The organism is Paenibacillus sp. FSL R10-2199, from assembly GCF_038000235.1.
GTDB lineage: Bacteria > Bacillota > Bacilli > Paenibacillales > Paenibacillaceae > Paenibacillus_AQ > Paenibacillus_AQ phytohabitans.
This window is the reverse complement of record NZ_JBBOBO010000002.1, coordinates 1312830-1339328: the sequence shown is the minus strand read 5'-3', so window position 1 is coordinate 1339328 and position 26499 is coordinate 1312830. Positions and strand designations below refer to the sequence as shown.

The window sequence follows — 26499 nt, the reverse complement described above, 5'->3', positions numbered from 1 at the left end:
GGAGTCAAGCTTGAGAAAAAGAGAGTTAATAAAACTAATTCAGAGTGAAGAAAACACGACATTAGAATTTAAAGAGATAGTTTCTGGTTTGAAGGCTGAAGACATCGTAGCCTTCGCTAATTCCTCTCAAGGTGGCGTCATCGTAATTGGAGTTAAAGATAAAGTATCGAATGGAGGTAGACAAAAAGGAACTGTAGTTGGCTGTGAAATTAGTGATTCCAACAGGCTTATGATTATGAACAAAACTCAGAACTGTCGGCCTCCTGTGAGCTTAAAGATTAGTTCTGTAGATATTGAAGGTAAAGATGTTTATGTTGTGGAAATTCCCAGTGGAGCATACAAGCCTTACTGTACTGAAAATGGGATGTATAAGATTAGGGATGATGGTCGAAATCGAGCTCTTTTTCCTAATGAATTGTTAGCATTGTTTATGCAAAGTGAACGAGATAAATTTATTACGAATTTCAAGGATGCCACAGAAAACTTGGAACAGCAGCTTGCGATTACAAGAGAATCGATTATTAATGAAACAGATAAGATGTTAGATATGCTAAAAGACTTTGAGAATTCAATTCAGTGGTCGCTAGATACAATCGAAAGTGCTGCTGATAGTGCCGAGTCAAATTCAAGTAATGTAGAATATACCGTTGATAAAATGGAAGATACCGTAAATGATATTTGGGAAATACTTAAATATTCACTGTATTTGTTGCCTATGATAAGTACAAAAAATATAGAGTTAGAAAATATAGATCAGCAGGAACAAATTGCGAAGGAAATGACAAAACGTTTTATGAAAAAATACGATGGAGAAAGTACTGATCCGACTGACCAAGAGATTAAAAATCATATTTTCTTTTTAAGAATTTTATTTCCCCGATTAAGCAATAAGCGAATAGTTGACCTTTGGAATCGTGAAAAAGTTGAGATTGTTTCATCCTAGAATGATTTTTAATAAGTACACTTGCTCTAATTGTAGATAAGTTTGAGTGAGATAATGACGAAATGGAGTTCAAAATGAACTCGGAGATGAAAGAACTTATTAGGATCGATATCAAAGAAACTATGTGAAAAAAAGTAACTTTTAAAAAAATAAGCTAATGAGGTATTGTATGACGTACTCTGATATGTATGGAATGTTGCCACTCGTTTTTGGTATAGTTCTATTTCTTTTTTTCATGTTAAGGTTTTTATTTCGAGATGAGAAAAAATTATTATACAAAATGTTATTGAATATTTCTATAATTTCATTTTCGTTTATTATTATGTTTTCATTCTTTTATTTAATGATTGCAATATCTGATCTACAAACTTTAATTGATGGGAAAATCAATAATATAACTTTCGATATGCTAAAATCGTTTGATGTGTCTAACCGTATTCAAGGATCATACAATCAGTTTTTTATTGAGCTCTTTCTATATAGCGTTAGTGTATTCTTTCACACTCCCTTTTACTTTGAAATAGTAGGACCTGGACAAATAATTGTAATTATTGAAAGTATGTTAGGCTATATACTACCTTTACTTATAATGATTCTTACGTATAAGAAAAATTCCAATTCAAAACGAGAACAATTAGAAGTCCTCAAGATTTATCTGAATAGAGGATGGAATGTTTTCAGAGTGAGGGATGGTGTAATTAAGGGGATTGAAGTGGTTGAGATCGTATCTAGTGAATATTCTAATACTGAAATGCTATATGTAAGCAAGTCGCAATTATTAGATGATTTAGTTAGGTCGTTTACTATACAGTGGGGTAAGATTGAATCGTTAAACGTACTTCCTTACTTTGCTAGGCATCTGGAAAGTTTATTATCCCAAGAGGAATATAAATTGTCGTCCAGAGCATCAAATTTTTTTTATAAAAAAGAAAAGGTTAATGATGATTATTATATTAAATATTATGAATTTTTAGTAGAAGTTCAATCTCTGGAGATTTCATTGGATTATAGACAAGAAATTTCGCATATTTTGAAATTGTTAAAGAATCATTTAGGAGGGGAACCTAACAATCCCGATGATACATCCATCGATGAGGTTTTAGTAACTGAGGTGGAAATTAATGAATAACTATTTTCGTGCATATGAGCGACTCACAATTGAATCTTTTTCTGTTGCTCGCAAGATCATCAAGTATCAAAGAGGTATCTTGTTTTATAGCATATTTCCACTAATCACAAGTGTAATTATCCTTTTTATTGGTATGATACAGTTAACGTCGCTATATTCTTCTTTTTTCTCTGAGCTAGTTAAGATATTGTTAGCTTTGTTGATATTGTTTTTCTCTGCACTCGCAATAGGTGTGGATTTATGGAATCGGAAAAACAAAGATCAAGAAAAGGCAATTTCAGTGCTTAGACAAATTTTAAATGATCTAGAAAAACATCATCGTAGTTTGAGTGAAGGAAAGGAAGATTTTAATTTTTATGATTTCTATAATAAAATGGATATGATAAGAAAAAGTCTAGATAAACTCAATGTGGAGTTATCAGAGTTTCCATTTTCATTTAGATTAGAAAATGCACTCAAGGAAAAATCTGAATTTTATTGGATTTTTATTTGTCAAAAAGAAAAAGAGTATCACGAAAGAAAATTAGAACATGAAGCCAAATAGTAATAAGTATATAAAAAAATCACGAGCGATTTAAATTGCCCGTGATTTTTTATATGATGAAAGCTATTGAATGTAACGTGTACATTTTGCCCATTCATCAAATTGATTTTTACGACGTTGAGCTTCTTTAATAATGTCGGTATGGAAACCCCAAGCCTCACCGTATACAGCAACAAAATCTTCTATTGTGAGTAATTCGGGATGGTTACCACAAATGGCCATATATAGGGCTGTTAAGGATTCGGGCTTCATGATCACTTTGCTGCATACACCCGTTAACTCAGCGTCATTAACGCTTGTCATCTGAATAAAACGGGTAGGAGGATAGCCATCTTTCTTATTACTAGAAATAACAGTTTGTACAGCATCGCGTAAAGAAGAAACTTTAGGTAATTGTTGCATATTTTCAGCTCCTATTTCCTATCTTGATAATTACAACATCAGTTTCCGTAAACATCGTAAAGCATCGTCCAGAATCTAGAAGGCTGCTTATTAAAAACTCGCCCCCACTGATTTTGTTCTGTTAAAGAGCGTAGTAAATAACACACCCTTTTTGCTCGACTGATACAAACAAAAAACACTCTATATTCTTCTTCCATCTTGTTAGGATCAACACTTTGGATACTCCGATAAGACGGAAAGTTTTCCTCTTCTAATCCTAAGAGGATAATTACTTCAAACTCAAGTCCTTTAGAACTATGCCTGGTTGAAATCGTCACCTGATTATCAACTTTTAAAATTTTCACAAACTTTTCAACGGAAAATTCCCTGAATTCACCATTTGCCGCTAACTCCATTAATGTAGTTAGATTTTCGTTTTCATCGGGGTAAGCAGCAGAGTCTGTTAAGGTATTCTTTAAAGACAACTTTTCCTCGATCCAGACAAGCCAGCGAGAAAGGCTTTCAGAGTGTTGTTGACTTGTACATAAGGCATCGTAAAATACTTTCTTTTCCATTAAGCTGTCCATTATAGAGTATCCGTTGTGCTGTATGAACAAATTAGCCCAGAACTCATACAATTTGGTGAAAGAATCGTTTCCTAAATCAATACTCCAAGAGGCGCATTGAATTAACCAGCGAACTATTTCTGTTATTTCGAAATCCTTGCGTTTATTAAGGTAATAAGGAATATCGGCTTCCTGAAATAGTTCGCTCAGTCGTTTGGCATAATTATTATTTCCAACCAAAACGCAGATCTCATTGAAGGGAATACCTTCCTGAAGACAATTTGGAATAATTGACTGAACTACTTCCTTGAACTGGTCCTCTATGCCCCTGGAGCAGGTAACAAAGTTGAACTCAGCATCTTCATCAATTCTTGTACCAGCTCTATAATTTGCAACACTTGCTGGTGGCAAGGCGAGTTGATATGCATTAATGATTCCTTGGTTACTTCTGAAGTTGGTTAATAATTTTATGGAATTTATATTAGGCATATCATATAACTCCAGGAGATAATGAGGGATCGCTCCATTAAAACTATAGATCGACTGATTAGGGTCGCCTACTGCAAAAATTTTAATATTTGTTGAATTGAATATGGAAAGGATCATCTCATGTAACGGCTTCCCTAAGTCTTGGTATTCATCGATTAAAATCCACGGAAATTTTGCTTCTAAGCAATCTCTTACATACTTTTCATTCTGAATAATTAAGGTAGCGTATTTGACTATATCGATATAGTCCACTTTACCTAAGGCATGCAGTCTAGTTTCATATTCTACAGCGGCCATTAGTCCTGTATCATAACGTGGAACGTTAACTCTACTTAATCCTGTTATACCTAAGGTTCGCTCTTTATCCATCTCTTCGATGGATAAAGAGCGAACATCTAAGTTCAAAGTCGTACGCACCTCGTTAAAAATTCGCAACTTATCTTTTTGTGAGATTATTTTTAGTGGCATAGGAATAGAGTAATCAAAAAGATGAGCGAATGGTTTTATGACTTCAGCAATACAGAACGAATGCACAGTACCTAAAAATACATTTGTTCTTTCTTTATAACCATATGAACGTAGTCGATCATTAAATTCTTTAGCGGCTGCTCTATTATACGTTACGCAAGCAAGACCTCTGGGTTCATTTATCGTTTCTTGAAGAAGATTCATAATTTTTAAGGTTAAAACAGTAGTCTTTCCACTTCCTGGTCCAGCAATGACAACAGTACTATTAGTGGAGTTAAACGCCTGATCTTGATAAGGGTCCCGTTTAATTTCAGCAAGTTTTTGATTGTAGTAGTTCATTTTTAAGCATCCACTTTTTCATAGATATTTTCGATTGCCAATTGCACATATTTTGGAATATGAGATTTTTGGCATTTTGTTGATAGCCGCTGAGCGAAACGGCCTTTCCCAATACCGTTATCACTATTTTCAATTTTTCTAAGGCAAGCATCATATTTTCCATTTTCGAGTTCTGTTTTAAAGTTAAGCTTTTGTTGATCTCCACCTGATGTTAGTTCATTAAATGTACTGTATATAGTTTTGCGGGCAAGAGGATCGGAAAATGAACTAAGCATAATATCTGTTTCAAGAGTATACCAACCTATATAGAAGCTATGTTCAGCAAATAAGCTTGCATCATTTAAATATGTTTGATCTGTTATTTTTCCGAGATTGATAAGTATTTTATTTACGTTATCATATCCATGATAAAAAAATGATTTGTGTTCAGGGTCTTTATCATTCCAGATTGTATGGAACTTCTTTACGAATGATCCGTCATTTTTCTTATCATCTAAAACATTTATATAATAATCACCATCTGTTATACAAACATATGGAATCCCAAGTCCATCTAAATATTTTATATAAGGAGTGAAGTCTGTGGAGTTAATATTACAGACCAGAATCCCTTTCAAGTCTAGAGGCTTTTCTAATAGCTCTGCAAATTTAGGGATTAAGTATTCTTCGGCTATTCCTTCCACCAAAATAACCCCTTTACCAAAATAGAATTCACCACGTTTAACATCAAGATATCGTTCTAAATCATGTTTTTCAGTAGATGTTAATTCTACATTTGAAGTTGTCGTAACCTTAGTTCCACCATTTGTCCAGCGTAAATGCACTATAGAATCTATAGGGGCTACTGATGTTACATGTGGAGAATGGGTAGTCATCAAAATGGAGGAATCGCCATGCATAACATCTTTGTAGATAATGCGCTGAAGTGTAGGATGTAAATGAGCTTCAGGTTCTTCTAAAGCGAGCAAAGTAAATCCTTTTGGATTTTGACTGGAATTATCCATAAAAGTATACAACTGAGCAAATGTATCTTCTTCAATTTCATTCTTCAATGTATAGTTCCCTTTGGATGTCTTTTCATAAGAATCTTCAACGATTTCCGAATCATCGAGAGCAAGTAAAGCATGATAATGACTTGATTTAAGATAGCTAGGTACAGTTTTGTCCTCAAGTGAAAGAAGAATTAAGGATATATATAAAATGTTGGTTAAACCCATACTTGTTTCGCTTGTGGGTCTTTTATTCTGTCCCATCATTAGTTTAAGTGTATTTAAGATTCTGTTAGGATTAAAATCCATTGTTTCAAGGTGAAGCTCGGAATCAGGTTGGACTCCAATGACTTTACTGAATCTTGAATTAATATTGACCACTAGGTCTTGAACTTCATCCATGGTTAGTAGTTCATTACTATGTGATTTTAAGTTCTGAGTAATTACTTCTAATTCATTTTTATCAAAATCATATTCCTTCAAAAGTTCTGTAATTGGTGATTTTTTTGAATTTTTCATTTCACTTTCGACATCTCGTAGTGCACTAATGACTCGAATATTAAAATACTTTCTTTGCCGATGGGTGAATAAATTAGTTTCATCCTCGCCCTGGTAAATAGTAAACATATACTCATAAGAACCATCACCCCTTTCAATAGGATAATACCTATAGGTAAGTCTTAAGGTTGGCGGTATTTTGGAGACAGTAGCATCTGATAAAACAGCAAGGAGTGTTTTATTGTTTTCGAACCCCTGCACTTCAATTAAAACTTCAATTTCTTCTCCGCTTTTCATTGGACTTTCCAGGCCGTTAAAAAAATCGGATTCGACCAGTTGACGATCGGCATCGCTCAGTCTAGGATCTAAAATAAGTTGTATGGCGCGGATTAGATTTGTTTTACCAATATTATTTTCGCCGATAATTACTTGTTTATGGCTTAGCGAAACATCTATATCCTTAAAATTCCGAAAGTTTTTTATCTTTATGCGTGAAATATAGGGTGACTTCATACAAAGACTCCTCTGCTATTTTGTGACTAAAGAATCAGCCTAACAAAATTATAGACCATATTATATTTTGGGAAAACATATATTTGGAATCTTAGGTTGATCTATACCATAGGAATAAAATGGATTATAATAGATGATAATGAAGGTTTTAATTATGGGAATTAAGTGTGTGTAATTATGGTGTTGATAATAATTCTAAAACTAAGTTTTTAAAAAAGGAGTACATATGACACAACCAATTGACACTATACTAATTAGCCATTCGCATAAGGATTCAGTGTACGTACATGAATTAGTAAATATAATAAAGGTAACCGCAGTAGAGGAAAACGATGTTAGAATCATTTGTTCTTCATATCCTGGACACAATATACCACCAGACGTGAATATATACGATTATTTAAAACAAGAACTTAGAGGGAATGTATGGGTTATTTATGTTCTTTCTAATAATTATTACGCTAGTTATGCGTGTTTAAATGAAATGGGGGCAACTTGGGTTCAGAATAAAAGATATTCTACTTTTATAACGCCTAACTTTTCTTATAAACAAATTGCAGGCGCAATCGATCCTTCTCGGAATGCACTTAAATTAGACGATAAATCAAATCTCAATGATTTCAAAATGCTGATTTTAGATGAATTTCATATAAAAATAAATGATAATATTTGGGAAAGTGTTCGTGATACTTCTTTGAAAAGAATAAAAGATGCTGCGCGTGTTGAGTTAGAACAGAATTCATTCGTGAAAGTTCAGTTGGAATCAGTTAGAATTCTACCAGAACAGAATATTAGAATTGCAATAAGAACAATAAACAATTTAACATATCCAATTGAATTTAATTCAATTAAAGTCAATTTAAAAGACAATTATGGGAATTCTTTATTGTACGAGGACGAATCATATAATCAATTGCTTTACAGTGGCGAAAACAGAATTATCTTTATCAGCACTCAAAAAAAAGATTCTAGATATGCACCAACTCAAAATCCAGAGAATGAAATAGAATTTAGTTATACTCCATATTATGGGTAAAAGGGGATTGAAATAATGAAAGTAACTTTAAATCCAGCACAAGAAGTACTGAAAAAAGAGATTATAGAGAATCTTGCGATAGTAAGGAAATGGCAGAGTTCGGATAGAGAAAAAATTAATATCGCATTTGAAAAAATGAAAAAAGCAGCTCACGACCTTCATATGCAACTATCACCTCGTCCTAAGCATCATCAATATATGATTGAGAATCGTGGAATGCAACCCGATGATCCAGAGTTTTATAACCACATTCATCCTACTGAAGACTTACTGAAATATATAGAAGATACATCAGCAAATGATGATCCTATTGACCATACTTTAAATGATGAATTTGAATTTAATGTATATTCGAGTCGTTGGGGACATCATGATAAATATACTCTCACTCGTACTGCAAAGGGGTGGTTTATTGACCATATGTCGTACAAAGGAGAAGACGGTTTATATGAGAGCAATGTTCTCTACGGATCTATGGTACAAGACAGTATTTCTTTTCCTAGAAATGTAGATAGCTACATGGCCTCAGTATGGACTATTGCCAAAGATGAGGGTCTTAGCCATGATCAAGTACAAGATATGCTGAATAGAGTTGCTGATTGGATCTCGCAAACTGAGATGAATGCCCCCAGAGATATATTAATATAGATGGAGTAATTGATTAAAGGTAAGTTGTTGGGGTAGGCCTATCTCTTAAATACTAAAAGCGCCTTACGGCGCTTTTTCTTTATTGTTAATGATTAAAGATTTTAAATTCTATTTTGTAATTTGAAGGGTAATGTGATGCAACTTGATTTCATGGATAATAACCTATTTTAAAAATAGGAAATGGAATAAAATGTTGAAGCAGCTTGACTATCAATTAAAACTTATTTCAGGCTCAGATATAAGATTACAAAAGCGGTTTGAAGAGTTCTCTTTACAGAGATTTTTCATATCGGAAGAACAAGTCGCAAATTCAACATCAAAACTAATGCATCAATATTATACTCAGGATTTACTTTACATAATAAACCCGAAGCTTGAGCGTTATTTTAAATCAGTACCCATAGAACGTAATCATGATCCTCGATACTTAAAAATAAATGCCTTATTTCAATTTCAGAAAGAAAAGTACTGGAGCAGGTACTCTGAGCTTTGCTCTCGCATTGAACAATTAAATAAAGAAATTTCAGCACAAACGGAACGTGTTGCGACTTTTTTGTTGGATATTCAGAGTGTTCGGAAAGAGTATGTAACCCATTCGGTGGCAACTAATTTGGCTTCTCAATATAAAGACACGTTTGATTACTTCAATGTGGGAGATATCAGCGGAATTTCCGAGTCAACGGCGGAAAGCATCGATATTTACAAAAAACTAAATCAATATCGTTCAGATTGGAACAAAGCATATATTCAGAGAGAACTGCTGGAGGCAGAGAATCTCCTAGCTGATATTGACGGAAAATCCTTAGATGCACAGCAGCGAATCGCTGTCGTTACTGATGAAGACAGCAACTTAGTTTTGGCAGGAGCAGGTAGTGGAAAAACGTTAACGATTGCGGGCAAAGTAAAGCACTTGGTGGAGCGTAAAGGCGTAAAGCCAGAAGAAATTCTGCTGATTTCCTTTACCAAAAAATCAGCGCTTGAAATGACAGAACGAATTAAGCATCGCCTTGGAATTCCTGTAGAAGCGAAAACATTTCATGCCCTTGGGCTTGAGATCTTAGCTAAGGATCAACAGGCCAAGCCCGATATTTTTAATGGCCTAGATCAAGTCATCCAATCGTATATGAAAGATCAAATATTCGAAGATGGACAGCAGATACGCCATCTCATCGAATTTTTTGGATATTATTTGAGTATTCCAAAGGACTATTCCGATTTTGAAAATTTGGGAGAATATCACGATTTCCATCGCAATATCGATTTTGAAACGCTAAAGGGAAAGATGGATAAATCGAACTATACAAGCCAGACAGTGAAAGCGCAGCGAAGTCAAATGAAAACTTTAGCAGGCGAATCAGTCAAAAGCTTTGAAGAGACACTGATTGCAAACTTTCTGTTTCTGAATTGTGTGGAATACGAATATGAACGAAATTATCCCCTAGACACGAGGAATGAACAATATCGGCAGTACAAACCCGATTTTTATCTCCCAGGATATGATCTCTATATTGAACATTTCGGTGTGGATGAGAAGGAGCGTACACCGTGGTTAAGCCCGATCGAAGAGGAAAAGTACCGAGAGGGAATGCGGTGGAAAAGGGCACAACATGCAGCTCAAGAGACGAAACTAATTGAAACTTATTCGTACTACAATAAGCAGGGGATACTGCTCGAAAATCTAAAGGAGCAATTACTCGCGCACGGCGTCAAATTTAAAGAAGCTGATTATCTGTCCATTTTCAATAGCGTTTATAGAGAAAATCAGGATAAGTATTTTAAGGAGTTTGTGAAGCTGATTGCGACGTTCATCAGCTTGTTTAAGTCCAGTGGCTTTAAAGAAGATCAGCTTCAGATTTTTGTTCAGCAAAACCAGGATAAACGTGATATTCCTTTTCTAAAGCGACGGATGGATTTGTTCTTATCGTTGGTGCGGCCCATCTACACCTACTACCAAGATCATTTAAAGAAGATACCCAGTATCGATTTCAACGACATGATCAACCAAGCGACAGATACCGTGCGGCGAAAGAATCAGCGTTTTCCTTATACGTATATCATCATTGATGAGTATCAGGATATTTCGAAAAGCCGTTTTGGGTTGATTCAGGCGATTCGTGATCAAACCCAGGCGAAAGTCATGTGTGTGGGTGATGACTGGCAGGGGATCTATCGGTTTGCGGGTAGTGATCTTCAACTGTTCACCCAATTTGACCAGTATTTTGGTGTCTATGAGCTGATGAAGATCGAGCAGACGTATCGGAACTCACAGCAGCTTGTAGATGTGGCTGGACGATTTGTGATGCGGAATAAAAGTCAGCTCCGAAAGGAACTGAAATCCAACCATCAAAATCCTGAGCCCATTCAGATATTGGGATACCAAAAGGATAAGGGGATAGCCCTTCGTGTGGCCATTGAACGCATTGTGAAGGACTATGGTAAAAAGGCAAAGATTCTTCTGTTGGGGAGAAACGGCTTCGATATCCAGTTCTTAAATGAGGACCCTGAATTTTATTTGAATGCTGAAAAGAATCAGATTACCTATTCAAAGTATCACGAGCTTCAGCTCCCATTTTTGACGACGCATAAATCAAAGGGCTTAGAAGAAGATCATGTTATTTTGCTGAACGCGGATAACAGTTTCGTGGGATTTCCAAATAAAATCGCGGATGATCCTGTGCTTTCTTGGGTACTGACGGATCAAGAGGTATTTGAATTTGCAGAAGAACGACGTCTTTTCTACGTGGCACTAACGCGTACACGAAACTCCGTGTATATTCTGACCTCTGAGCAGCGCATGTCTGTTTTTGTGAAAGAGCTGATCGAGAAGGATAAGATTCCGTATCAATTAGTGACGCAAGAAGTAAGTGTAGGGGAGAACCCTAAGTGTCCTAGATGCAAAACGGGGCATTTAACGCGTAGGGTGGGGAATACGACATTTTTGGGATGTACCAATTATCCTGGCTGTGATTATACCAATGGGTATATTGAAATCTTAAAAAAGCCAAGGGTTTGTCCGCGATGTGGGGGATTTTTAGTCTATAGAAAAGGTTCACGAGGGCCGTTTTATGGATGCACAAATTTTAAACACAATTGTCGCTATATACAGGAATATATAAGAACAATTTAGTTGGGGGTTATAATTTTGAAAAAGAAATTACAAGTTTTCATTTCATCTACATATATTGACTTAATTGCAGAACGGCAAGCAGCGGTTGAAGCAGTTTTGGAGGCGGGTCATATTCCTGCAGGAATGGAGCTCTTTCAAGCAGGTTCGAAATCACAAAGAGATACGATCCAACGTTGGATTGACGAATCGGATGTGTATTTACTTATCTTAGGAAGCCGTTATGGAAGTATTGAGCCTCTTTCAGAGAAAAGTTATACTCATTGGGAATATGATTACGCAGGAGATGCGGGTAAACCTCGATTCGCAGTTTACATTTCCGAAGAAGCTTATGAAATGAAAGCGAAGGAAGGTTCAAAATTTATTGAACAGGAAAACTACACGAAATATCAAGCTTTTAAACAAGAAGTATTAAGCCATATGTCTCGTCAATTTAATGATACCAAAGATATTAAAATAGCTGTTCTTGGAGCAATTACAAAAATACAAGAAGAGTTTCCGTATTTAACTGGTTGGATATCGGGAGAATTTGAAGCGAAATACCAGGTGTTAGAAGCGCTTCGGGATGTTTTACAAGTTGAAAATCAAAAACTAAGAGAAACGAAAGTAACGCCGATTAAAAAGAATGATCATCTAACATATGTGAGAGAATTAAATGGACGATATGTACCGATTCTGATACACATGTATAAAATGCATTTGAAATATCCTGTTAATATACATACTATTGGGCAAGAACTCCATTTTCATGTGAATGAAATTGAAAAAGCACATAAATACCTGCTGAAATACAGTTATTTAGCAAGAAATACCATTAATACCGATACACTTACTGAGAGAGGAATCCGTATAGCTGAAAAAAATATAAATTTATATGAGTTAGTTACAAAACTTGAAAAATACATCATGAGAAGATTAAACAGAGCAAAGGGGGAAAATATTTTATTCCTTGAGTTTAAAACTGTGTTCCCACAATTGGAAGACTATACCGATGTAGCGCGCTCAGTAGTTAATTTGAAAGACGATGGACTAATTTGCTATTTAGAAAATCCCTTTTTTAGCGACAATAATGTAATTACTTCAGTCAATTTCGCTAATATCAGTCTTACTTTAGAAGGTACAGAATTAATGCAATTAATTGATGGTTAACACAATAAACTCATAGTAATTAATTCTCATTTTATCTTAATAATATTGAGTAGTGGGGGGATTTAATGAAGAAATTGCAAGTTTTTATTTCATCTACTTACACAGACCTATTAGAAGAACGGCAAGCAGCCGTTCAAGCCATACTGGACGCAGGGCACATTCCAGCAGGAATGGAACTTTTTCAAGCAGGTTCTCAATCTCAAAAAGATACAATACAACGCTGGATTGATGAATCTGATGTGTACTTGCTCATACTGGGTGCACGTTATGGTAGCTTGGAACCTTCAACTCAGAAGAGTTATACTCATTGGGAATACGATTACGCAGGCCAAGTAGGCAAGCCCAGATTTGCTATTGTTATATCAGATGAGGCGATTGAGCGTAAAGGAAAAGAGAATATTAATTTTATTGAGCGCGAGTATTATCAAAAATGGAAAGAGTTTAAAACTGAGGTTTTAAGCCGAATTGCAAGAATTTTTGTAGATAACAAAGATATAAAGTTAGCAATACACGGTGCGCTCAACGATATCTTAGGCCGCTACCCCAATCTGCATGGATGGGTTCCAGGCGCAGATTTTGAAAAACTGAAAGAGGAAAATATAAGACTGAAAAATAGAGTTGCTAGTCCACAACAGAAAGTAAAGAAAGCTGTGTCGTCACAAGTTCAGACTCAACCCACAATATTTGGATCTGAAGAAATAATAACTGAGATACCAATTCAGGGAGAATATCTGCAATACCTTGCGCATCTCTATAAAATGCTCGACGGGGATAAGTATCAGGTAGCATCAAAGTATACTTTGGCAAATTTAATAGGATTAGGAAAGAAAGAAAACGAACATATTTCCGCCTTTTTAGCGAAAAACAATCTAATCCGATATGAATCCAGTCTTGACGATTTAAGCATGACTCACAAAGGTTACGTTCTTATTGAAAAATATCGTGAGATTTTAGAGGAACTTTCAGAATTTGAGATATATACCTTGAAACAACTTTCTATTTCTTCAAGTAGAGGATTGAGGTTTATTGATTTCAAAAAGAAATATCCAGATTTAAGAAGTGAAATTCAACTGGTGAATTTTTTGTGGGACTTGGAACAGAAAGGTTTAATATTCATAAGTAATAAAGCCATTATTACAGCTCATTCGAAAGATGTAGATTATGAAGATAGCGTGGACTCGATAGATTTCAAAGAAATTGATATTACGGTTAAAGGGAGCGATATGCTGGATCTATTGAGAATACTATGAAAAAAATAAGCACTTGGCAGTCGCCAAGCGCTTATTTTTTTTTCATCTGCTTTAACATCTCCTGTAAAACAGGCTTAATTCTTAGAATGGATTGAAGATCCTGCTTGTATAGCATGAAGTTTATCTCTTGAATCTCTTTCATTTTTTCACTTGGATTGAGTTTCTCAGTATGGGAGTATGTAAAGAATTCTGCTTCATTTACCTCTAGGGCTTTAGCGATTTTTTCTAAAGTTTGAAGCGAGATGTTTTTCTGTCCCCGTTCAATTCTGCCGACATAACTATAGGAGACTCCGATGACTTCACCGAGCTTTTCCTGCGTCCAATGTTTTTCCAGTCTTATTTCACGTATCCGCTTTCCGATCGCTTCTAGAATGTCCATACGTCCCTCCCATACTTTGAGTCTAAAGAATTAATCTGTTCACAAAAACGGACTGAAAGGTACATATTTATTTATGGAACCCTATAGGAACAATGTGCTACACTAGTTGGGAATTGAAGGAATATGTTCAAGGGGGATATCGGATGGAATGTTACAAACACCAGGGAAAAGGGGCAGTTGTGCAGTGTCATAGCTGCTCAAAAGGGATGTGTTCCACTTGTTCGGAACAATTTACGGTCATGCAATGTGAGAAGTGTTTACTGGAGAGTAACGAGCGTGTTCAACAACGAATCATAGGTAGCTTTGTGATTGCATTTATCTTTGCCGCGCTGGGCGTGTACGGAGGCATGACTTCAGCATCAGGAATGGGGGAGAAATTGGGTTACGCCTACCTTGGTTTTAGTTTGCCGTGGGCGTATCACTTTTTTGGCTCCTTCCTTTCAAATCCATTTCGGGCCATATTGACGTTATTGGCTGGCTGGATCATTGCTCCTTTTTCGATCGTGAAGACGATAAAAGAATGGAAAGTGGTCCAAGAAACCCGTCGAGTGATTCATCAGAACGAAGGATAAGACAGATGAAAACAAAGTGTGATCGTCTACTCATCGTATCTAATCGTTTGATTTTAGCGTTAACCGTCACTTATGCATTCATGGCCTTATTAGGTCTCTTTTCCGCTGATCCTTCAATGGAGAATGCGGAAATGCTTTTTGCTTGTTATGGTTCAACGGCGCTCTTCGTGTTTTTGTCAGGACCTTCTTTTCATCGACGAATGGCAGAAGGATGCGCAATTATTGCTTATGGAATTCTTGCCTTTAGTGTAGGGTTCGCCCTATTAAGTTTGACAATGGCCATAGCGGCCGCTGCGGTTGCTGTTATCATTGCAACAGCACGGCAGCGATATCAAAACCTCGATTCTACGTTCCTCACAGGATTGATGCTTTCCTACTGGATCGTCATGTATGGTTTTTCAGTGATGCTCATGAACAAGGTAGAGCTGATTGGTAGTGGTTGGGATGTACTCGTGTATCCGTTCTATGTTGAGTCTGTGGAAACCATTGCGCTTAGCTGGCGAGGGCTTTTCATTTTGCTTGGGGGCTGGCTATTTGCGCAGTTGGTGAACCGCGCGAGAATGGCTGCCTATCAGGCAGCAAAATCCCCTCAGAAGGAAGCACCTGAACAGGTCATTACACGGCCTCCTTCACGCCCTGTTCAGCGAACGGTAGCGCCATCACAGACTCAAACAGCGGCCACGGCTTCTGCGCTTGCAAAGCCAGCACCGCCTGAGCAGCACGTGTATGAAGAGGATGAGGACGAGGAAACTCTCATAGAAGAAAATCAATATGATGATGAAGACGGGAATGAAAGTCTTCATGATCGTGATCAGGTACTGCAAGAGGCACTTGCAACACTGGACCAGATGGTGGGGCTAGCTCCGCTAAAGGCTGAAATTCAAAGCTTTATTAAGCAAATGCAGGGACACCTGATTACTCAGCGGCTGGGAAAGATCACTTCGACGAAACCCACGTTACATATGATCTTTTCAGGACCACCAGGCACAGGCAAGACGGAAATGGCACGTATCATGGTCCATTTATTGTATGGAATGAACTTGATTGAAGAGCAGGTGTTGATCGAAGCCGATCGGTCTAGCATTGTCGGTACTCACGTCGGCGCCACAGAAGAGAATATGATCGATCTGCTTGAACAAGCTTGGGGCGGGGTTTTGTTTATTGATGAAGCGTATGCGCTAGCTAAATCGGACTCCCCGAGTGATTTCGGCAAAGAAGCCATTGATGTGCTGATCAAGGCCATGGAGGATTATCGGGAGCATCTTGTGGTCATCATGGCGGGGTATTCTAGCGATATGGAACGTTTCCTGGAGATGAACCAAGGCTTCCGCTCTCGTGTGCCGTATACCTTTGCATTTTCGGATTATACACCTCTGGAGATTGGACAGATCGTGTTCACGATGCTACAAGCCAAAGGCTACGATTGCCACTTAATTAAAGATGAGATCCAAGAGATCGTAAACTTCTGTCACCGTAATGGATTGATTCAAGGGAATGGTCGCTGGGCACGAAACTTTGTCGAACGTGTCATTAAAGAGCACAATGTACGCGTGTCAAGCGAAAATACTGATCGGTATATCGGAAAAATCTTGCCAGATGATCTACGACTAGCCGCAGGTATGCCTCGAAAGTACGGAAAACAAGAGATTGATCCTGCGGCTATCGGTAAGCGCGAGCTTCGGGAAGAAGCCTTGCAGGAACTTCGGGCCATGGTTGGCCTTGTTTCGTTAAAAGAACAGGTCCAAAGCCTCCTCCATCACGTGGAATTGGAACAAAAACGGATGCAGCAAGGATTAACCACGGAAAAGATTAGCATGCATATGATGTTCGAGGGTTCGCCTGGGACAGGCAAAACCACGGTTGCGCACATTATCGGGAAATTCCTAAACGGACTGGGTCTTCTTGCTAATGGCCATGTAGTAGAGACAGATCGTGCGGGCATCGTTGGCCGCTATATCGGCCACACCGAGGCCAACATGAAAGAATTAATCAATCGCGCGAAAGGTGGCATCCTCTTTATTGATGAAGCCTATGCTTTAGCACGCTCCGAATCTCCGAATGATTTTGGCCGCGAGGCCATCGATGTCCTCGTCAAGGCGATGGAAGATCAGCGAGGCGAACTCGTGGTCATATTGGCAGGCTACAATAAGGAGATGCAAGAACTGCTTTCCTTAAATCCAGGACTACATTCACGAATCCCGTTTCGCTTTACCTTTACTGACTATGCGGCGGATGAGATCGTCGACATCGTAAAACGTTCGTTTTCTTCCAAGCAGTTTGTCCTGACGGTTGAAGCCGTAGAGGTATTAGAGCAGCAGACGTTTGCCCTTGCCGACCAGGCGGGCGGTGTGCTGGAGGGCAACGGCCGCTGGGCACGTAACCTCGTCGAGAAGGTGCGAATGGCCCAAAACAACCGCCTCGCCCTTACGCGCAGCCAGGATCTCATGGTCATTGAAGCCGAGGATATGGTGGCAGCGTTCCGTCACATGTAAAGCAAGGAGGGAAGAGATATGGCGCTGTTTGAATATTTTACAGCAAAGCTAGCAAAGAAGACCTTTACTACAGGTGAGGCAGTCACGACGCATACGGCGAAAGCCGTTGCAGGCGAACTGGTGAAAATTCCGTTCGCGATCCTAAAGGCAATCGTCGTCGGTATTCTGAAATGGGCGCTTTGGACGTTTAATGAACTGGTTCCTGAATGGATGCGGGTGGTTCTTTTCTTTGTCTTTCTTTACTTTTTGGTTTCAGCAATCAGCGATTTTATCGCGTATGGTGGATTTCCACAGATTGTGGATGAGATCGTCCATCAACTTACGCAGTAGCAAGACATATTAGATAACGTATTAGCGCCATCATGGGGGATTTCCACTGCGTTTTGGCCAAAGGCAATGTTAGAGCTTAAAGTGAATTATGAAACGTTAAAGCCCTCGATGATGCGGTCCGATATTTTTACACAGAATACGCTGTAACAAGAGATTAGGCAGTATGTATACGCAGAGACGGAGGTAAAGCATGAACTTTAGAATCAAACGTTTGGTGATTCTTTTATGTAGCATCCTATTATTTCTTCCGTTCTATCCTCCAGCGGCCGCAGCCGATTCGGCGGCAGTCAGCCCGAGATTTATACAAATCTCCAGTCAATCCGCAGGTCATGCCTTGTTACTAAAAGATGATGGTACGGTATGGGCTTGGGGACAGAACGAAAAAGGACAATTGGGAGATGGAACGACTACCTTCCGATCTACCCTTATCCAGGTGAAGGGCTTGCCGAAAATTAAACAGGTCCTCGCTTCGATGGAGTTTTCGGCTGCACTAGCTGAAAATGGGGATTTGTACACGTGGGGAGATAATCAATACGGTCAATCGGGTCAAATGGATGCGAAGTATGTACCCATTCCGACGTTCCTAATGTCAGATGTCGCTTATGTTTCATTCCCAAACAGGCAGGATGCCTTAGTCCTGAAGACGGATGGTTCGATTTGGGGGTGGGGCTGGGATGCTGGACCGAACAATCCCAACGGATTGTGGGGCAGGGGGCGTACTCACGGTTATATTCCCACAGAATATACACCTAATCATCAATTTCTGACCTTAGTCAAAGACTATCTGAAGGCACCTGACGGAGAGGTCGTGCAGTATCTCGCATGGGCTGGAGGCTATCAACAGCAACCCGAACTTACCAACAAACGAGTCGTCGGTGCAAGCTGGAGCTATGTTTTGTTAGGCGACGGGGTAATTTATACGCGAAAAACCCAAACCAGCTTTGTTCGTTTTTCCAACATGAGTAATTTTGTTTCTCTAAAAGGCGATGACCCACATGGAGTACTAGATACCTCAGGTAACCTCTGGATGTGGGGAGATAATGGGTTTGGACAATTAGGTAACGGAAAAGTAGTGCGTGTAGGTCCTAATTCCAACGAAAAAGTATTGTATAAATCACTCACTAAAGTAGTCGATTATGCTGTGAATGATGCTTCTACGTATGCGATTCGATCGGATGGAACGGTGTGGGGCTGGGGGAGCTTTCCGATTAACAATGAACGAGTGGCAATGAACCGACAGGTATATCCCAAGTGGCTATTCGATGCGAACGGTGATCTGCATATCTCCACCCCGTCTGTGCCCTTCGGCGATTTGAAGGGACATAAGGATGAACAAGTGATTCGAAGTTTATTGGCGAAGGGAATCATTAAAGGATATGAAGACAATACCTTTCGACCAACGGATATTATCACCCGTGAAGAATTTATCCAATGGATCGTGGTTTCGCAAGGATGGCCGCATTCCAAAAAAACAACGGCTTATGGTGATGATATGCCTGTTAACCACTGGGCAAATGAGTACATCGCGGCTGCACTTGACCACGGTGTCCTCAAATTAACAGATATGAGTCTACTTTATCCTGATGAAGCCTTAGGCCGACTTGAAATGGCCCTTTGGGCAGGGCGGGCTTTAAAATTGAAAGGCGAATCTCCAAAAATTAAAATTGTGGATCGGAATTCAGATTGGGATTGGTGGAGTCCTGAGATCGTTCAGGCGGTGGTCAATAGAGGGATTGTTCGCCTAAATAGTAAAGGAGCTTTGGATTATTCGGATACAACTCGGGCCGATGCCGCATTCACCATTTATAAAATGATGCAGATTAAGAAGTAATGAAAACGGACGCCTCAAGTATGAGGGTCCGTTTTCATTTTTTGCTAGAGCACATTTAAATCGTTTACAATAAAATCCTTCTTTTGATAGGAGTTTGGAGTGTACAGAATTTCCATGTGGCGGCTTTGGGCATTTGGAAATAAAGGAGCTTTAAAAAAGGCGAGCGCCTTTTTTCGATGGAAGTGAAGGGAAGCGTGAAGTTGGTCTCGCCCGAACAATTCCACCTGATACTGGTTTGGGTTTGCTGAACTGTAGAACAGAGGCTTTTCATTTCCGATTCCAAACGGCTCCATCATTCGGAAATGATCGAAGAACTCATCATCGAACTGTGGGATGGTTAGCTCGTGATGATACCTTTTGATTGGCTGAATGAAGGTCTCTTTAAGAGCGCCCGTTTGAATCGCACTCGTAAAATGCTGGAGCTTACTAGGTTCAAGGGTTAACCCTGCGGCAGCCTGATGCCCACCATAGGTCTTTAGGTATTGGCTACAACTTTGAATGGCTCCTACAATAGAAAAGTTCGTGTTCGGTACCGAACGTGCAGATCCCTTTCCACGATTCGTAAACACGATTGCAGGCTTTTTATACTTTTCGGTAATTTTGGCGGCTAATATTCCAATTAAGCCCTCATGTAGTTCATCCATGACGACAATCAAATTTTGCTTATAAAGATGCTGCTTTTGAATAATCTGATCAACCTGTTCAAACTGAATCTCCGTCATATATTTTCGTGTTTCATTTAATTCAATAAGAGTGATCAGATCCCTTTCATCATTTACATCAGTGATGAGCAACTTTACCGCGAAATTGGGATCGCCAATTCGGCCGCAGGCATTAAAAACAGGTCCGATAAGAAACGAGAGGGTAGAGCTATCCACCTCTGTAATTCGCAGAAGTTTAAAAAGCTGCTTAAATAAAGCTGAAGGGTTTTCATTCATCTTGTGTATCCCCAGTTTCACTAGCGTTCGGTTTTCCCCTATGAGCGGCATCAAATCTGCAACCGTGCCTAAAGCAACGAGCTCCAGATAATCCCAGGCGTGCTTATACCAATCCAGGTCTTTACGTATGGCAAACAGAGCCTGAACCACTTTAAAGGCTACCCCAGCTCCGCATAGGTGGGTGCAAGGATAGGTGTCGTCTGCTCGCTTTGGATTGATAAAGGCATAGCATTTAGGAAGTTCACCCGTGATCTCGTGATGATCCGTTACAATGACGTCGATTCCTTTGGCTGCGGCTTTGGCTAGTGCTCCATGCGAATTCGATCCATTATCGACGGTGATAATGAGAGCGGGACTTTCCGCTGCTAATCTCTCAACAGCTTCTGCTGTAAGCCCGTAGCCCTCGGCGCGGGTGGGCACTCTCACGGATACATTTCCCTTCAGAAAGCAGAGTGCACGGCAAAGCAGCGCACTTGATGTCATCCCATCTGCATCGTAATCGCCAAAAATAGAAATTTTTTGACCAAGCACGATCGCTTGATAGATGCGATAAACGGCTTTTTTCATATCTTTAAAATGATAGGGATTGTGCAAGTCTGATAGGCTAGGGTAAGCATAGGTGTAATAGAGATCTTCATTGGTTATACCAGCGGTAAGAAGCTGCTTCGTCAAAAAAGGGGGAAGTAGAAATTGACGGGAGTAATACTGAATCATCCCAGGTGAAAATTCATTAGTATTTTGTAACTGCCATTGCAAGTGCAACACCTCCAATTCACGGTATTGCCAGAAGGGTATAATTATAAACCACTCGTGATTTTGATTATTGAAAATGATTTCTATGAATAGGTAAAGTAAGAGGAGCTATGAATGGAGGGGGAGATTGGGTGAATATACCAGACATTAATATGGAAGCTGTTAGTCGTGTTCTAGAACGGAACACAAGTAAAATCGAGAAAGTTGAAGCCAAGATCAAGATAAGCCGAATGTTGAGCGAAGTAACGATCTTTCCAGTAATCATTTTATTACTTTCTTCGTTATCTTATTATTTTTATGATGCCTTTGAAATCAAGCCTGGTTCATGGTTAGTCAGTTTTATCCCAGTTACATTGTTTTATATTATGAGAATCCCTAAATTAGTAAGTATAAGTATACTGTTCTTAACTGTCTATGTAATCGCAGGCGCTAATGCTATTACGTACTTAAAATTATTATTCCCGTTTAATATTAAAACGATGAATCCCCTTTTACCTGGTTACATAATCCTCTGTTTAGGATTGTGTGTAATTACATCAATTTTGATATGGTATTTTGTTCAATTTATGCTTGAGATGATCCAAGGCAAGTATTTTAAAACAGTAATATTAGAAATCAAACTCATCGGAGAAGCGCCACAATTATATAGATTGGTTAATATCACTCGTCGAGGAGATTACATTGTCAACACTATGAAGGGGAAGCATAATACAGAGAGAGAAGTGCTGCTTAATCGAAGAAATATATTGACGGTAACTTACATAGCTGAAAAGGAAAATGAAAACGTCAGGTAGTATTTCTGACGAGCTTTATCTGGGATATGAATTCAACCTAAAGGGGGCTCATTTAATAATAATGAGCCCCCTTCAATTCAGTTAGATACTTTGTTGATCTAACCAAGAGTGAATTTCTATGTTCATTTCTTCGAATTGATCCTGATTTAGTGTTGAGAAGAGGGTCTCCGTAAAATCCAAAAGTTGTTGAACTGTTTCCTGCTTGTTTCTATTATGGGTAGCAACAGCACACAGTGCCTTTGTAATTGATTGTTGCTGAGATGAGGGTACATCATCTAACCAGACCCATTGTAAAATTACCCCACAAACGCCAAGAGTAAATTCATGATTTATTTGATCCTTCTTTAAATAATTCAATAACAGATGCATTTTATCGTCCAATACATACTCATTTTTCTTTAGGTGATGTAGTATCATAAATTCATTAATAGGGAGTAGTGTATATCCCATGCTAAGTAAATTCCCCATATCCTCAAAATATTGTCCTACGCCAATTCTACTACTTAAGACCAAATTGATTATCCATTCCACAGTATTAAAGGATTGAATATTAAAAAGTTCCTTTGCAGTTCCGCGTATATGATAACTATCGGACATCAAGATTAAGTGTTTGTCATTACATACTTCGAGAGGGTGAATTAAAAAGCTCATTTCATCATTTGATTCATCATTTGAAATAGGGTTTCCTATTTTTGTACAGTGTTCATTAATCCAAGTGATGAACTCTTCGTACTTGTTAAGATATTCTTGCATTTCTTCAGCGCTATTTTTATGATAAGTGACCTGTCCATCGTTGTAGCTGAGAATAGATGATCCTTGTGCACTTATCGTTTTTTGATGAGAGTATTCGTTGAAAAGTTCATTGTAATCATTTTGATGGATATATAAATTGTACATTTCAGCTAGCTTATCAAGATGATCGAGTTCTCTAATCGTCAGAAGAGTATACGTATCACAGAAAATTTCCTTGGCTGTTTTTGAAACATTTACTCCCTGATCAATATCTTGCAGTTCAGGACCTTGATACACTCCAAACTCCATATCTGAAGAGAAATAATACATCCAGGTTTCATAAGGTCCCTTGTCAAGGAAACTAGCCAAGATACTTGGAGGAAATTGATTCTCTTTCACTACGTTTACTTTATGAAGATTGGCCTCATGATGATCCTTTAGCATTTCAATGATTTGATCAGAAAGAGTTTTATCATCATTAAAGGCTTTAATAGCTTGGAAAATGGGAGTTTCTGTTGGGAAAGTTGCATTGAAATGTTCAAAGATAAAATGATAGGTACTAATCCATTCTGGTAAGGGATTGCTTAGTTTTTGTGTGACGTTAAGGAACAGTGAAAAGTAGGAACGCCAAACTTGTGGGTCCTTCTTTCCAATTTCAAACATCTTATATGCATATTCTAGTGACTGGTGATAGCCCTCAGCTTCCAAAAAGCTCATGCTTAATAAATGAAAACGTTCTGCTGTAGGTTCTGCATTTATTCTTTGCTCCATAGAGCGGAGAACGTTATTACATTCTGTAATTGATCCTAAGCGGAGCAAACATCTCGCATACTTGGATAAAAACGTGATATCGTTTGTTTTTTGGAACAGCGCTTTATAGTGTTCTTTTGCTGGTCCATACCACTCAAAGTTAAAGTATATTGTACTAACAATCTCCCGCAATTCAATACTAGGTGTTGAAAATTGTTCAGCCAATTCAATGACTTTACTATACTCTCTTAGTTCATATAGGCCTCTAGCGTAACGATTAACCATGGATTCATGTTGACGCCAAAGGGGGAGTTTCTCAATTAACTTCACTAATTGCTGATAATCATTTGGTGTAGCTCTGTTCATATATGCTTGTGATAAACTCATTGTAGCTTCTACAAACAATTCTTCAGTTAAATTATCTATGCATGATTCCCAGTGTAAGATTGCAGCATCCCAATCGTGAAGAATTGTGGCCCTGTAAGCCTTTAGGGCGTTAATTCCAACTTGAGTGTAATGTTTAGCCTCTAACGTATCAATTGTCGTTTGAATTTGAGAATGGTTTAAGGCGCTTGCTAAGCTTTCCATATATACGAAATAGTATTTTATTGAAAATTGATCACTCATATCTATAAGCTCGGCTTGTTCTTCTAGTAATTCTATAGCTCGCTGTGGATTACCAGAACTTGTATAAGCATTAGCCAACACAACAATATCTTTAATGTCTACTTTACCTACGGTCATTCGTTCCTGAAGTAACTGAATGGATGTGCTCCAATCTTCATCGCATAAGCAACAATAAAGATAACCTTTAAAGTGAAAGTCTTTATTTTCATATTCATGATTGTACAACCATTCAAATGTCATCTTTGCTTCCGAATAGCGATTACTCCACAATAAAATGGGTGCTTTTAGTTCCTGAAGACGTTTTTTAATTCGATCACTTTTTTTCTTTTGACCTTCTAACTTCTTTATGATAGGCATTATTAATTGATATTTTTCTTCTATATCTATTATCATTCCAGTGGAGCCCTGATCTTGCAGGTCTAAAACCATAGCTTCAAGTTTAATAAGCTGCCATGCGAAGTTTTCTGGTTTTGTTTCTAACATTTTTTGAGCCAATGTCAGAGTGGCATCAAACTGGTGATCACCTAGTAACGTGTATGCACGAAGCTCATTCAATTCAGATGCATCATATTTATCTAAAAGTTCAATTGCTAATTGATTTTGGCCTTGCCTTCTGTAAATATCGACTAATTTTTCGATGTTAGCTGGAGTATAACCTTCTATTTCGATAGCTCGATTAGTGTGTTTTAGAGCGTCTTCAAAACGTTCCTGAAAAAGATTAATCAATGATAGCATGCGGCACTTTCGTGCTTCATTTTTACAATGGTTAACTGCGGTTTGTAAGTGAAAGATGGATTCCTTTTCTTGTCCATTCATAATAAAGCAGGAAGCAATGACAGCATTCAATTCCATAATTTCTTCATCCGTGTGTACTTTTTTACTACGAAGTCTTTCGAATGCTCTTTCGCGAGCAATAAGTACATCACCCGCGATTATAAGTTTATTTAAATCGGTAAATGAAACAGGTTCGAATAACGTATTTAGAAGAATACTCTGTTCATTTAGTGTCTGACTAAACTGTCCTTGGGCAGTCTCTATTCTGTCAAACCCTTGTTTGAGGTCTTCCTTAAGTTCAAGTTTCAGGGATCGAACTTGTGATAAAATTTGCAAAAATCCAGGGTTCCAGTGAGTTTCTTGGAAATCATGAATTTTGGCCAGAATTGTTACAAAAAATGCTTCCAGGTAGTCTTGGTACTGAGGGTATATTTCTATATATGGAAGTAGGTTTAACTTTGATGAATCGAAATCTTCCATCGTTATGCCTTCAATAATCCAGCGAAAGATTTCATCACGGTTTGTTTTATCATCTAACAAATCATTTATTAACTCATCTGAAATGTCGAATATTGCTTTAGAATCAGCAATTGCAGCTTTAAACATATTTTTAACTTGAGTTGAGTAATTATCCTTGGACCACTTCGCTTGTAAATCACGATAAACTTTCATGTTTTTAATCTGTGGCAATACATAAGCGAAGAATTTTCCTGCAATTCGTGAAAGTACAACTGGTTCCAATATACAGCCCCCTCAATCTTTACAAAAAGTGAATTGATATAATTAGTGTATCACTTTCATAATGGTCTAAACCACAACTATGGCCAAGGAACAAGATTGTCGGTGGACTGATAATTATGCTAAGAATAATTTTTTGTAGCAGGTATTTGCAAGTAAGAAATTGAATTAGTAAATAGCTGGAATTCTAAATTTCTGAGGTGTAAATATGTACATACAGAACATTCGTAATTCGATTGCTAAATTTAATGACGAAGAATACAAACTGTTTCTAAAGAAGCTTAGAAATATTTTACGTTTTCAATACGGAAAAGAATCTATAAAACCTTCGGAACTTAAAAAGCGAGTGGATGAGTTTGTACATGGAAAAGAACCCAACAGTGATTATCTCGAAGCATACTTACTAACCTTTGATGATATTAATGAGAATGGGGCAATAAATGCACTTCTAAATGGCAAGGTGGAGTCTCCTCAGAACTTACGAGAGCTACTTGCATACGTAACGGAAAACCATACATTTTCAACGAGGTTGTCAAAACATATGGAGGATGAAAAAAATTTGTTAGAGCTTAGAAAGCTGTTTTTTGGATGTTTGCGTCATTGCTACAGTTACGATAAAGAACAGTTTTTTAAGAATTTATATAGCTTTAATCACTTCTTAGAAATCAAAGAATAGCAGGGATAAAGAAATGATGTAATCCTCAAGTTACTTTCTTGAGGATT

At 38.0% G+C, this 26499-nt stretch carries 20 protein-coding genes; 14 read left to right on the top strand and 6 right to left on the bottom strand.

Annotated elements, in window-relative coordinates:
• Positions 1-10: 10 nt before the first annotated feature.
• The 3 genes from NYE33_RS33590 to NYE33_RS33580 all read left to right on the top strand — a co-directional run bounded on the left by NYE33_RS33590 (position 11) and on the right by NYE33_RS33580 (position 2616).
• Positions 11-943: an AlbA family DNA-binding domain-containing protein gene (locus NYE33_RS33590; RefSeq protein WP_341069634.1), complete on the top strand. Its 933-nt coding sequence runs from the start codon at positions 11-13 to the stop codon at positions 941-943.
• A 343-nt stretch (positions 944-1286) separates the two neighbouring features.
• Positions 1287-2072, top strand: coding sequence for a hypothetical protein (locus tag NYE33_RS33585; RefSeq protein WP_341069632.1), 786 nt, complete (start codon positions 1287-1289; stop codon positions 2070-2072).
• Positions 2065-2616: a hypothetical protein gene (locus NYE33_RS33580; RefSeq protein ID WP_341069629.1), complete on the top strand. Its 552-nt coding sequence runs from the start codon at positions 2065-2067 to the stop codon at positions 2614-2616. Before NYE33_RS33585 ends, NYE33_RS33580 begins: the two co-directional genes overlap by 8 nt.
• A 63-nt stretch (positions 2617-2679) precedes the next feature.
• Here the strand turns inward: NYE33_RS33580 and NYE33_RS33575 are convergent, their stop codons facing one another.
• The 3 genes from NYE33_RS33575 to NYE33_RS33565 are packed head-to-tail and all read right to left on the bottom strand — an operon-like array spanning position 2680 to position 6859.
• Positions 2680-3018, bottom strand: a complete 339-nt coding sequence (locus tag NYE33_RS33575) for a hypothetical protein (RefSeq protein ID WP_341069627.1) — start codon at positions 3016-3018, stop codon at positions 2680-2682.
• Positions 3019-3056: 38 nt separating this feature from the next.
• Entirely contained in the window at positions 3057-4859 is a 1803-nt protein-coding gene (locus NYE33_RS33570; RefSeq protein WP_341069625.1) for an ATP-dependent helicase, read from the bottom strand.
• Between the two features lie 2 nt (positions 4860-4861).
• Positions 4862-6859 carry an ATP-dependent nuclease gene (locus NYE33_RS33565; protein WP_341069622.1) on the bottom strand — a complete coding sequence of 666 codons (1998 nt, stop codon included), beginning with the start codon at positions 6857-6859 and terminating at the stop codon, positions 4862-4864.
• 226 nt (positions 6860-7085) lie between these two features.
• Here NYE33_RS33565 and NYE33_RS33560 point away from each other — a divergent pair, with 226 nt between their 5' ends.
• The 5 genes from NYE33_RS33560 (at position 7086) to NYE33_RS33540 (ending at position 14066) form a co-directional block, all read left to right on the top strand.
• Positions 7086-7895, top strand: a complete 810-nt coding sequence (locus tag NYE33_RS33560) for a toll/interleukin-1 receptor domain-containing protein (protein ID WP_341069620.1) — start codon at positions 7086-7088, stop codon at positions 7893-7895.
• 15 nt (positions 7896-7910) lie between these two features.
• Positions 7911-8543, top strand: a complete 633-nt coding sequence (locus tag NYE33_RS33555) for a hypothetical protein (RefSeq protein ID WP_341069617.1) — start codon at positions 7911-7913, stop codon at positions 8541-8543.
• A gap of 190 nt (positions 8544-8733) precedes the next feature.
• The gene (locus NYE33_RS33550) at positions 8734-11670 is read left to right on the top strand and encodes a UvrD-helicase domain-containing protein (protein ID WP_341069616.1); all 2937 of its coding nucleotides are present in this window, start codon (positions 8734-8736) and stop codon (positions 11668-11670) included.
• A 15-nt stretch (positions 11671-11685) separates the two neighbouring features.
• Entirely contained in the window at positions 11686-12816 is a 1131-nt protein-coding gene (locus tag NYE33_RS33545; protein WP_341069613.1) for a DUF4062 domain-containing protein, read from the top strand.
• A gap of 65 nt (positions 12817-12881) precedes the next feature.
• A complete protein-coding gene (locus NYE33_RS33540; protein WP_341069611.1) occupies positions 12882-14066 on the top strand; it encodes a DUF4062 domain-containing protein in 1185 nt (394 codons plus the stop codon).
• 31 nt (positions 14067-14097) lie between these two features.
• Here the strand turns inward: NYE33_RS33540 and NYE33_RS33535 are convergent, their stop codons facing one another.
• On the bottom strand, positions 14098-14445 hold the full coding sequence (locus NYE33_RS33535; protein WP_341069608.1) for a helix-turn-helix domain-containing protein: 348 nt from the start codon (positions 14443-14445) through the stop codon (positions 14098-14100).
• A 143-nt stretch (positions 14446-14588) separates the two neighbouring features.
• On the opposite strand from NYE33_RS33535, the gene NYE33_RS33530 reads away from it, so the two are divergent.
• The 4 genes from NYE33_RS33530 (at position 14589) to NYE33_RS33515 (ending at position 19670) form a co-directional block, all read left to right on the top strand.
• Complete coding sequence (locus NYE33_RS33530; RefSeq protein ID WP_341069605.1) at positions 14589-15017, top strand: hypothetical protein; 429 nt, start codon at positions 14589-14591, stop codon at positions 15015-15017.
• A gap of 5 nt (positions 15018-15022) precedes the next feature.
• Entirely contained in the window at positions 15023-17509 is a 2487-nt protein-coding gene (locus NYE33_RS33525; RefSeq protein ID WP_341069602.1) for an AAA family ATPase, read from the top strand.
• A gap of 18 nt (positions 17510-17527) precedes the next feature.
• Entirely contained in the window at positions 17528-17839 is a 312-nt protein-coding gene (locus NYE33_RS33520) for a hypothetical protein (protein ID WP_341069600.1), read from the top strand.
• A gap of 190 nt (positions 17840-18029) precedes the next feature.
• Positions 18030-19670: an S-layer homology domain-containing protein gene (locus tag NYE33_RS33515; RefSeq protein ID WP_341069597.1), complete on the top strand. Its 1641-nt coding sequence runs from the start codon at positions 18030-18032 to the stop codon at positions 19668-19670.
• 44 nt (positions 19671-19714) lie between these two features.
• On the opposite strand, the gene recJ is transcribed toward NYE33_RS33515, so the two are convergent.
• Positions 19715-21364 (bottom strand): single-stranded-DNA-specific exonuclease RecJ, encoded by a 1650-nt coding sequence (recJ, locus tag NYE33_RS33510; protein WP_341069595.1) that lies wholly within the window; start codon positions 21362-21364, stop codon positions 19715-19717.
• 128 nt (positions 21365-21492) lie between these two features.
• Here recJ and NYE33_RS33505 point away from each other — a divergent pair, with 128 nt between their 5' ends.
• Positions 21493-22155, top strand: a complete 663-nt coding sequence (locus tag NYE33_RS33505) for a hypothetical protein (protein WP_341069593.1) — start codon at positions 21493-21495, stop codon at positions 22153-22155.
• A gap of 81 nt (positions 22156-22236) precedes the next feature.
• Here NYE33_RS33505 and NYE33_RS33500 read toward each other — a convergent pair whose 3' ends face one another.
• On the bottom strand, positions 22237-25779 hold the full coding sequence (locus NYE33_RS33500; protein ID WP_341069590.1) for a tetratricopeptide repeat protein: 3543 nt from the start codon (positions 25777-25779) through the stop codon (positions 22237-22239).
• 205 nt (positions 25780-25984) lie between these two features.
• Here NYE33_RS33500 and NYE33_RS33495 point away from each other — a divergent pair, with 205 nt between their 5' ends.
• Entirely contained in the window at positions 25985-26452 is a 468-nt protein-coding gene (locus NYE33_RS33495; RefSeq protein WP_341069588.1) for a hypothetical protein, read from the top strand.
• Positions 26453-26499 lie beyond the last annotated feature (47 nt).